This is a genomic window from Mesorhizobium kowhaii (genome assembly GCF_042431665.1).
GTDB lineage: Bacteria > Pseudomonadota > Alphaproteobacteria > Rhizobiales > Rhizobiaceae > Mesorhizobium > Mesorhizobium kowhaii.
On sequence record NZ_JBHLYT010000048.1, the window covers coordinates 1 to 10,224 of the forward strand.

At 58.6% G+C, this 10,224-nt stretch carries 9 protein-coding genes; all 9 read left to right on the forward strand.

All coding sequences use genetic code 11. The annotated features are described in order from the left end of the window. Window positions 1-363 precede the first annotated feature (363 nt). Window positions 364-1,359, forward strand: a complete 996-nt coding sequence (locus tag ACFFNA_RS26180; protein ID WP_378922784.1) for a succinylglutamate desuccinylase/aspartoacylase family protein — start codon at window positions 364-366, stop codon at window positions 1,357-1,359. A gap of 79 nt (window positions 1,360-1,438) precedes the next feature. Continuing rightward, window positions 1,439-2,692, forward strand: coding sequence for a methylaspartate ammonia-lyase (locus tag ACFFNA_RS26185; RefSeq protein WP_378922785.1), 1,254 nt, complete (start codon window positions 1,439-1,441; stop codon window positions 2,690-2,692). A 15-nt stretch (window positions 2,693-2,707) separates the two neighbouring features. After that, window positions 2,708-3,859 carry a CaiB/BaiF CoA transferase family protein gene (locus ACFFNA_RS26190; protein ID WP_378922787.1) on the forward strand — a complete coding sequence of 384 codons (1,152 nt, stop codon included), beginning with the start codon at window positions 2,708-2,710 and terminating at the stop codon, window positions 3,857-3,859. Window positions 3,860-4,081: 222 nt separating this feature from the next. Beyond that, on the forward strand, window positions 4,082-4,891 hold the full coding sequence (locus tag ACFFNA_RS26195) for an HpcH/HpaI aldolase/citrate lyase family protein (RefSeq protein ID WP_378922788.1): 810 nt from the start codon (window positions 4,082-4,084) through the stop codon (window positions 4,889-4,891). Window positions 4,892-5,019: 128 nt separating this feature from the next. Next, window positions 5,020-5,946, forward strand: a complete 927-nt coding sequence (locus ACFFNA_RS26200) for a LysR family transcriptional regulator (RefSeq protein WP_378922790.1) — start codon at window positions 5,020-5,022, stop codon at window positions 5,944-5,946. A 195-nt stretch (window positions 5,947-6,141) separates the two neighbouring features. Further along, entirely contained in the window at window positions 6,142-7,569 is a 1,428-nt protein-coding gene (locus tag ACFFNA_RS26205; protein WP_378922792.1) for an NAD-dependent succinate-semialdehyde dehydrogenase, read from the forward strand. 6 nt (window positions 7,570-7,575) lie between these two features. Beyond that, window positions 7,576-9,120: a fumarate hydratase gene (locus ACFFNA_RS26210; protein ID WP_378922794.1), complete on the forward strand. Its 1,545-nt coding sequence runs from the start codon at window positions 7,576-7,578 to the stop codon at window positions 9,118-9,120. A 224-nt stretch (window positions 9,121-9,344) separates the two neighbouring features. Next, entirely contained in the window at window positions 9,345-9,842 is a 498-nt protein-coding gene (locus ACFFNA_RS26215) for an Lrp/AsnC family transcriptional regulator (protein WP_378922798.1), read from the forward strand. A 165-nt stretch (window positions 9,843-10,007) separates the two neighbouring features. After that, window positions 10,008-10,163, forward strand: a complete 156-nt coding sequence (locus tag ACFFNA_RS26220) for a hypothetical protein (RefSeq protein ID WP_378922796.1) — start codon at window positions 10,008-10,010, stop codon at window positions 10,161-10,163. Window positions 10,164-10,224: the final 61 nt, after the last annotated feature.

A 10,224-nucleotide genomic window follows, 5' to 3' on the forward strand; every position in this document is an offset into this window, starting at 1 on the left:
CAATCCATGCCCTTCAATTGCCGAGCAGTTCGAGATCCTTGCCGCCTGATCATTGGCGCGAAAGCGTCGCGTCGTGACCGAAATCACGATTTGCGACAGAACCCTGCGGGCTGGCCCGTGTGGCGGGTAAGCAGGCTGGCGGTCCTGGGATGTAGGCGAGGAGCCAGCTATTAGTCACGGTTCCGTCTTCGTTGTGAGCTGCGGCAGTTCCCCCAAGCCAGTCGGCGGCCATCTAAAAACGCGATGGCACCGTCCGGGACATTATATTGGCGGATTGAACGACGCGTGGCGCATAGTTCCAGAGCAGGAGAATGCAACCGCGAAACGCGCCCGGTCACCTGAATATTCGCAATAGGTTGAAGAATGAGCGGAATACCACACCTTACAGTCGATCTCGATGCGCCCGGCGTGAGCAGGGGGCATCTTGTTGTCCCGGGAGGTGTCGACCGAGGAGAGCTTTCACTCCCGGTCTTCAGTCTCAACAAAGGTGAGGGGCCGCGCCTTCTTGTCACCGGCGGAAATCATGGCAATGAACTGGAAGGGCCACTTGTCGCGCGACGGCTTATTGAGTCGCTGCCAGAAACGCAAACCTGTGGAACGGTCATCGTCCTACCGGTGCTCAATCCATTGGCTGTGGAGGCATGGAGCCGCAATACTCCGCTCGATGGATTGAATCTCAATCGCGTGTTTCCAGGCCGGGCCGGCGGGTCAGTGACCGAACGAATCGCGGATGCGGTTTCGCGCGTATTGTTGCCAATGGCCGACACCGTGTTCGATCTGCACAGCTTCGAACCAACGTGGGACTTTCCACCGGCGGCCACGACGCACCCGATTGCCGATCCTGATCTCATGGCCAGGACGGTGAGAATGGCGGAGGCGTTTAAATTGCCCCTGACTTTGGTCTGGGATTACAACGACACGGCTGGAATGTTCGATATCGTGGCTCAAAACCAGGGCAAGGTATTTGTTTGCACTGAATTCGGCGGCGGCACGGTCGGCGCGGACAATCTCGCGATTTATGAGGCCGGAGTGCGCAACGCGCTCATCGCGCTCGGGCTGATCGAGGGTAAAGCCGAGTATCCAACGTCCCGTCAACCGAAATCCGGCCAAACGCTCGAGACGCATCCGCATGACGAGTTGAAATCACCTGCAGCGGGCATCTTCGAACCTCGCTGCTCCGTGTTGGATCAAGTGAAGGACGGAGATCTCATAGGTATCCTGCATCCGATGGATTCGCTGTCCGCTGTGTCCATTGATATCCGCGCGCACGGAACATCCATCGTTGTCGCCATACGATCGGGGGCGCATGTCCACGCCAACCAAGGAGTAGCGCTCGTTGCGCGACCACCGAAAAACTAAGAATCGGCGCCCACCAGCCAGCATCGCATTTAAGTAGCAGAACGAATTTAATCCCCTCAGAACAAATCGAGTTACTCAATTGCAGATCAAAGACGTCCTCCTCGCGCCTGGCAACGGCGCATTCTTTTATGACGATCAAGCTGCCATTCGGTCCGGCGCGAACCAGGACGGCTTCATCTATGTCGGCGAACCGACAACGCCTGGGTTCACGTCGCTTCGCGTGCCGGCATCTTCGCTTAGTGTCGGGCTTGTTCTCACCGACGACACCATTGTTTGGGGCGACATGATGGGCGTTCAGTACTCTGGTGCTGGCGGACGCGATCCTCTGTTCGACACCAATCAAATCTCAGAACTAACGTCACGCGTGGTCGCGCCACGGCTTCTTGATGTTGATGCATCTTGTTACCTTGAGGCCTGCGCGAAGGTTTTCGAGCCCTTTGAACACAAGCGGTTACCTCTCGCGATTGAGTATGGTGTCAGCCAGGCTCTGCTTCGAGCAACGGCCTACCTCCAGCGTGTCACCATGGCAGAGGTTGTATGCGCTGAATTTGACTTACCGCTGCCGACGTGCCGCGTCCCAATTTACTGCCAGAGCGGTGACGCTCGCGAAATCAACGTCGACAAAATGATCCTGAAGGCGGTGGATGTGCTTCCCCATGGCCTGATCAATTCTCGGCAGAAGTTTGGTGTCGACGGCCAGAACTTCATGGAGTTCGTGAAGTGGGTTGCAACTCGTACGCGCCAAATCGGCCGCCCGGGGTATCATCCCGTGCTGCATTTCGATGTGTATGGCTGGATCGGCCAGGAAATCGGCCTGGAGCCGCAAAGCATCGCCGACTTTATCTGCAAGGTTGCAGATACCATCCCGGGTTTCACCCTCAACATCGAGGCCCCGGCGGATTTTGGTTCGACGCAAGCTCAAATTGAGAACTACGCCAAGATCGTATCGATTTTGGACGAGCGGGGTTCCAGGACGCGCGTTGTCGTTGATGAGAGATGCAATACGCTTGAGGATATCCGGCACTTTGCCGAAGCGAAGGCTGCGCATCTGGTCCAAATCAAGACTCCAGACGTCGGCTCGCTCGCCGATACGGCGCGCGCCGTTCTTATCTGCAAGGCGAATAAGGTCGGGGCGTATGTCGGAGGAAGCTGTACCGAGACGGATCTCTCCGCCCAAGCTTCTGTCCACGTATCCGTTGCAACCCAGGCCGACATGATGCTTGCAAAGCCCGGAATGGGCGTCGACGAGGCGTTCTCCATTGTTGGGAACGAACAAAATCGGTTGCTGGCGATGCTGAACCGTCGCCGGACTCAAAACGAAATCATTGGATGAAAAGCACGGTGTCGCATGCAGAACTCTCTTGAAGGGATCACTGTCGTCGCGGTGGAACAGGCGGTGGCTGCGCCTTACGCATCGTCGCGCCTTGCGGACGCGGGCGCCCGCGTCATCAAGATCGAACGGCCCGAGGGGGACTTTGCCCGCAACTACGACAAGCTGGTGCGGGGGCAGAGCGCTTACTTCGTCTGGCTCAACCGGGGTAAAGAGTCAGTCTGTCTGGACCTGAGGTTGGAAGCGGATCGCGCCGTCCTGGACACGCTCATTGCCAGTGCCGACGTTTTTATTCAGAATCTGAAGCCGGGCAGTATCGAAAAACTGGGATTTGGGTCTGCGGATCTCCGTCGACGCTTTCCGCGGCTGATCACGTGCGACATTTCTGGTTTCGGAGAGACAGGACCATATTCCCACTTGAAGGCCTATGATCTCATCGTCCAGGCCGAAACAGGACTATGCGCGATCACGGGCAACCAACAAGGGCCCGCGCGTGTTGGGGTGTCGGTTTGCGATATCTCGGCGGGCATGACAGCGCATAGCGCCATTCTTCAGGCACTGTATCACCGCGAGGTCACCGGCGAAGGGACAGGCATCCAGGTGTCACTGTTCGATGCCGTCGCCGACTGGATGAACGTACCGGTTTTGCAAAACGACTACAGCGACTATCACACGGTACGCGCCGGCGTGAAACACCCGTCGTTGGCGCCGTATGGCGCCTATCGTTGCGCCGATGGCAAAGACGTCATCTTTTCGGTTCAGAATGACCGCGAATGGGTAAATTTCTGCGAGAAATTTCTCAAGCAACCCGAGCTTACACGCGCACCTGGTTTTGCCGACAACATGGAGCGTCTTGGTCATCGTGCGCAACTTGATGAGCTCATTGAACAGCGCTTTTCCGAACTGTCCTGCCACGAAGCAATGCACGAGCTTGAGGCGGCCGGTCTGGCATATGGCCGACTGAACGAGGTGGCGGATGTTTCAAGGCATCCGCACATTCGCAGGGTGCAGGTTGGCACACCCGAAGGAACCGTCGAGACGATAGCGCCGGCGGCGATTTTCAACTCGGAACGCCCCTCGTTACGCCCCGTTCCGGCTCTTGGCGCTCACACCGAGGCTGTCCGCGATGAGGTTCTGGGGCTTTTGCGCGAAAGAGCCGCGTCAGCGTGAGCGCGCGTCTGAGTAAGGTGAGGCTGCTCACGGTTTACGAAGAGCCTATTTCCCTCGGATCACTCAGTCATCGGCCGACCAGCAAGCTTACCGCTGCCGGCCTCGCTAAAGTCGACCTCAGAGGCGACCTATGATTAAGGATCCCCTCCGGCCGTTGAAGGCGCGATGTCTGTACCCCGTTGGAGATCCCTACTCTTCGTGCCCGCTCACGTTCCACGCTTTGTGGAGACGGCGCATGAGCGGGGTGCGGATGGCGTCATTCTCGACCTGGAGGACTCCGTTCCCCAGGAACAGAAGGGCGAGGCCCGCCGGCAGCTGCCTGACTCCGTGGCAAAGGTGAGCCATGGGGGTGCTTCGGTTTTGGTCCGGGTCAATCGTGGTTTGCGCGCGTTGGCGGCGGATCTCGATGCAGCCGTTATAGCGGGTGTTGACGCACTTGTTCTTCCGAAGACGGATTCAGCGGAGTGGGTGATAGAGATCGCGAATACGGTCTCGGAACTTGAACGAGAAAGAAATCTTGTCCAGGGACGCATCCGGTTCCTTGCCCAGATTGAAACCCCCGGCGCCTTGCAAAAGCTCGCTGCCATTGCGTCGGCCCATCCCAGGATGGTCGCAATGGCGCTGGGTCCTGAAGACTTCAGCGCCGCTGTCGGCGGCGCTCCGGAATTCGACCTTCTGCTGGCGCCGAACCTTTCCGTTCTGTTTGCCGCCCGTGCAGCCGGATTGCTCCCGCTGGGCTTCGTTGGAAGCATCGGCGAGTTTTCCGACATTGAAAAACTGCGGGAAGCCGCGGCCTATGCGCGGCGGCTTGGCTTTGCCGGAGCTTTGGCAATCCATCCGACACAGGTCGCCATATTCAACGAGGCTTTCTCGCCAAGCGCCCAAGAACTCGAGTGGGCCCATTGTGTTGTCGCGGCTCAAAATGATGCCGCCACGCGCGGCCTGTCTGCATTCTCATTGAATGGGAAGATGGTTGATCCGCCCGTGGTTCGGCGCGCCTACGAGATCCTGGCTCTCGCTGGCAACACCTAAGCCTTTAAGTCGGTGGCTGGTAGGCTGGTTTTCTCTCTACGGTCGAGGGTTTGTTACTTGCCCGCCATCTCGTTTCGAGATAGATATGCGAGCACTGGGGATCTTGCCCCGGTTGGAAATTGTTCATCGTGGACATCAGGCAGTTAAGATACTTTGTCGGCGTCGTCGAAGCCGGTAGTTTCACGAAGGCAGCTGCGACCCTCAACGTTGCTCAAAGCGCCCTAAGCCTGCATGTGCGGCAGCTGGAGGAAGGATTCGGCACCCAACTGCTGGTTCGCGATCGAACCGGTGTCAGCGTCACAGCGTCGGGAGACAAGCTGCTTGAGCGAGCGCGGATCATCCTGAAGGAAATTCAGCTCACTGAGGCCGAACTGACCAACTCGGTGGCGGCTCCTTCCGGAGAGGTGACCATAGGCATTCCCTCCGGAGCCGCTCGCGTCCTTAGCGGTCCCTTGCTTGAAGCGGTAAGAAGCGAATTGCCAAGGATCTCGCTTAAGATGATCGAGGGGATGACGGGACCGCTGGAGGAGTGGATGGCTGCTGGCCGGTTCAATCTGGCTGTCCTCTACCGCACTGCCGAGAGCGTGGGGCAAATGACAGTACTGGCCCGTGAGGAATTTTTTCTGGTGGTGCCGCCGGGTGAACCGCCTTTCGAAGATTCAATTCCGCTCGCCGACCTGCACGCGTTTCCTCTGGCAGTTCCCATGCGCAACAACAATGTCAGGCGTTCGGTGGCTGATGTCGTTGCCCAACACGGTTGTGTTCTGGACGTCAGATTCGAAGTCGACTCCCTTTCCACGATCATCAATATGGTCATGGAGGGAAAGGCCTATTCCATCCTCACCCCGTCGGCCATTCAGAAAGAGGCGTCTCAAGGGCAGGTCCGAACGGTCAAGATCATCGATCCGGTGATCACCCGTTCCGTTGTGCTTGCCGTCAACCCGAAAGATGAGCGCTCTCCGGCCGTGTCCGCGGTTCGTAAGCTGATCCCCAAGGTCGCAAAAGCCTTGATTGAGGGCAAGCACTGGTCAGCGACAGTACCGGACCGGGTTTAGGGAACCCAAGCCAAGTTCTTCCAGTGCTATGGCTCTTCGCGGCTTGAGCGTTATCAAATCTGGATTCGAGATGGTTTTGGGCGACATTCAATATTTGACCACATCGACTATCGCGATGAAATTGCAGGGGAGCTAGGCACGGTACCATATCGGCCCGTCCTCGTACCTGGCAAATTCACTGAAGCGGAGCATGCGATGTCCAATGCCACGACCTACCAGCTTTTCATCAACGGCAGTTGGCGAGGCGGTAGTGGAACTCTGACCGTGACCAACCCGGCGACAGAGGCGGTATTTGGCTCGGTGGCCGCGGCGTCGGCTGCGGATCTGGACCAGGCCCTTGCTTCTGCAGAGCAAAGCCGCCGAGCCTGGTCGTCAAGGCCTGCAAAAGAGCGCGGCGAAATCCTTGTTGCGGCGGCCAAAATCCTGGCAACGAAGGTGGGAGGCGCAGCCAAGGAGTTGTCGAGAGAACAGGGCAAGACTATTGCCGAAGCAACGGGCGAGTACGCGCGCGCTGTTGAAACTCTGGAGTGGTACGGCACGCACGCCGAAGAATTGACGGCCCCCATTCCGCATGGCCCGAACCGAATGATTGTCCCCGAGCCGCTTGGCGTGGTCGCTGCCTTCACGCCGTGGAACTATCCCGCGGTGCTTATCGCCCGCAAGCTTGCCCCCGCATTGGCGGCAGGCTGTCCGGTGATCCTCAAAGGGGCTGAAGAGACGCCGAGTGCGGCCATCCACATCGTCGAAGCCCTGCGCCAGGCGGGTATCCCGGACGGTGTGGTCAATCTCGTCTTCGGCGTGCCGGCGCAGATTTCCGAGCACCTGCTCAACTCGCCAATCGTAAAGGTCTTGACCTTCACTGGTTCCACCGCGGTTGGAAAACACCTGGCCAAGCTTGCCGCAAATAATTTGCAGCGGTGTGTCCTTGAACTCGGCGGGCACTCCCCGGTCATTGTTTGCGAGGATGCGGATCTCGCAACGGCTGTTCCGGCAATTTCAGAATACAAGTTCGAGTGCGCGGGCCAGAGCTGCAACGCACCAAGCAGAATCCTAGTGGCGCGGCCACTTTATGAGGAGTTTCTGTCGCGGATGACCGAAGTCGCCCGCAAGATCAAGATCGGCCCGCCGGACGACCCAACGACGGAGATGGGACCGATGGCAAACGCGCGGCGAATCGAGGCCATGCAGGGGCTGGTCAAGGACGCGGTGGAGCGCGGCGCCCATATCGAGACCGGCGGCGCCCGCCTCGATCAGCCGGGCTTTTACTGGCCGCCGACTATCCTGACAGGGGTGCCGAAGGATGCGAAAGTGCTTCATGACGAGCCGTTCGGGCCGATCCTGACCGTGGCGCCTTTCGACACGATCGAGGAAGCAATCGAGGAAGCCAATGCCACCGACTATGGCCTGGCCGCTTACTTCTTCACCGGCGCCGCAGATGCGAAACGGGAGCTGATTGAAGGTGTTTCGGCGGGCGCTGTCAGCGTAAATTACCTGAAAGGAGTTTCCGCGGATGCGCCGTACGGAGGCGTCAAACAGAGCGGCTATGGCTATGAAGGTGGCGAGCATGGCCTGCGCAGCTTCCAAAGCCTGAAACTCGTCAACGGGCTCGGGTCATTCGGGTAAGAATTGGTGAAAAAAAGAACCTGCACCATTGCCGGTGAAGACATTGCAAGGAGCGTTGCCGACGCCCTCCAGTATATCTCGTACTACCACCCCCCGGATTATATCCAGTACCTCACACAGGCTTATGCGCGCGAGCAAAGCCCGCCGGCAAAGAACGCCATCGGGCAGATTCTGTTGAATTCGCGGATGGCCGCATTTGGGCGACGGCCGATCTGCCAGGACACCGGTCTCGTGGTGGTCTTCGCCAAGGTCGGGATGGGAGTTCGTATCAATTCCGCGGCCAGTTTCGTGGACCTCGTGAATGAAGGCGTTCGTCGGGCATATCTCGACCCGGACAATCCCCTTCGACCATCGATCGTCTCGGATCCGCTTGGCCGACGATTGAACACCCGCGACAACACGCCGGCAGTCGTTCATGTCGAACTTGTGCAAGGCAACCAGATCGAGATCACCATCGCCGCAAAGGGTGGCGGGTCGGAAAACAAGGCGCGTTTCACCACCCTTAACCCCAGCGCGTCCGTTGCCGACTGGGTGGTCGACACCGTTTCGACGCTTGGCAGCGGCTGGTGCCCACCAGGGCTGATCTCGGTCGGTGTCGGTGGTAGCGCCGAAAAGGCGATGCTGCTCGCCAAGGAGGCCATGAACGAGCCTATCGACATGTCGGATCTGATCGCCAGGGGGCCGTCAACTGCGGAAGAGGCGCTCCGCATTGAGCTCTATGAACGCATCAACGCTCTCGGGATCGGCGCCCAGGGCCTGGGAGGTCTGACAACCGTCGTCGATGTCAAGGTTGCAACCTATCCAACCCATGCGGCGTCCAAGCCCGTGGCACTCATCCCGCAATGCGCAGCCAACCGGCACCTGACGCTCACTTTGGACGGCAAAGGGCCAGCGCAGCTCCAACCGCCCGACCTTTCCCAATGGCCTCAGATCGGTCCTGAAGACTTGCAAACAAGCGGCGTTCGCCGGGTCAACCTGGATGGGTTGACGAGAGAAGAGACAGCATCGTGGCGCTGCGGGGAGACCCTTCTTTTGTCCGGAAAAATGCTGACGGGTCGCGACGCCGCCCACAAGCGAATGGTCGAACTGATGGAAGCCGGTGAACCGCTTCCGGTCGACCTGCGAGGACGCGTGATCTACTATGTCGGACCAGTCCGAGCGGTGAGGGATGAGGTCGTGGGGCCGGCTGGCCCCACAACCTCCAGCCGCATGGACGATTTTACGGAAAGATTGCTCGCGCAAACCGGGCTTTTCGCGATGGTCGGCAAGGCGGAGAGGGGACCAGCGGCTATTGCATCGATTGTCAGACACAAGGCGCCCTATTTGGTTGCAGTGGGTGGCGCGGCGTACCTGATATCGAAATCGATCAAAGCGGCGCGGCTCGTGGCCTTCGAAGACCTCGGCATGGAAGCCATCTGTGAATTCGAGGTCCAGGACATGCCGGTGATCATGGCTGTCGATGTTGAGGGAAACTCGGTTCACACTTCTGGGCCGATTGAGTGGCGCAAGCGCATGGCAGCCGATAGCATCGCGCGCAACATCGGCATTTGATCACCCCATCTGTTGGGATCGTCCCGCTTCACTCATCCATAGACTGCAGAGCAACGAGAAGGCTGTGCGCCTCATTTGGGCTGCTGTGCGAATAGGAGCAAACGCACGCGCGACATCACCTGCCACGAACGCAACGCTTGATTGGCGCGTCGGTACCATAGATGCAATTGGCACGGACCCATAAGCAGCCTAAACGTAAAGCCGTGATTCAGCTCCGGCAGGCCATGAAAGCGAAAATCAACACTGTACGCCTCGACGCCTGGGACCTTCGGATTCTATCCGAGTTGCAAGCAGACGGTCGGATATCGAAAAGCGAGCTTGCGAAACGCGTTCATCTTTCGGCGTCGGCTTGCTCGGAGCGGCTGCGCATACTCGAAACGGCAGGAGCTATTGAAGGTTACTACGCGCGGCTGAGTCCGTCCCTCACTGGGGGCGTGATCTTTGTCATGGTGGAGGTGGTGCTGGATCGTCATCGCCTCGAAGACCAACGACACTTTGAGGCCGCAATTCAAGGCATCCCCGAAATCCTGGACTGCTGGGCGATTGGAGGGCGGATCGACTACCTGCTGCGCGTCGCAGCTTCTTCTATGGCTGCCTATCAGGAGTTCATGGAGGGATTGCTGCAGATAGGCCTCGGGATCGACCAATATTACAGCCTCGTGGTGACGAAATCCGTGAAATCCAATTCGCCGATACCCTTGTCCGCACCCAGCGCGCGATGAGTTTGCAAAGCCCGTGTTTTCCACGGAGATCGACGCAAGTTCCGTGAATTCGTCGGTCGCGGACGGGCATTGCCGTGGAACGTGAGGTGTGTCCGTCGCTATAATCACTCCTTGACGAGCGGCTGACGAATTGTCTTCCGCCGGACGATCAAGGGGAGAGCGGCAATGAGCCTGACCAATCTGGGGACCAAGCAAGTTCAGGAGAAGGATCGGAGCTTCGTCTTTCATCCGTCCACGCACTTGGCAAAACACAGCCGCGGCGAGACGCCCAACCGGATCTGGTTCCGTCGCAAACTTTTCGGAAAGGTCATTGCTGCATGACGGCTGCTCCTGCTTTCCGGGAGTTTGTCATGTTCAAGGGCCGCCATTTTGATCGATCCGT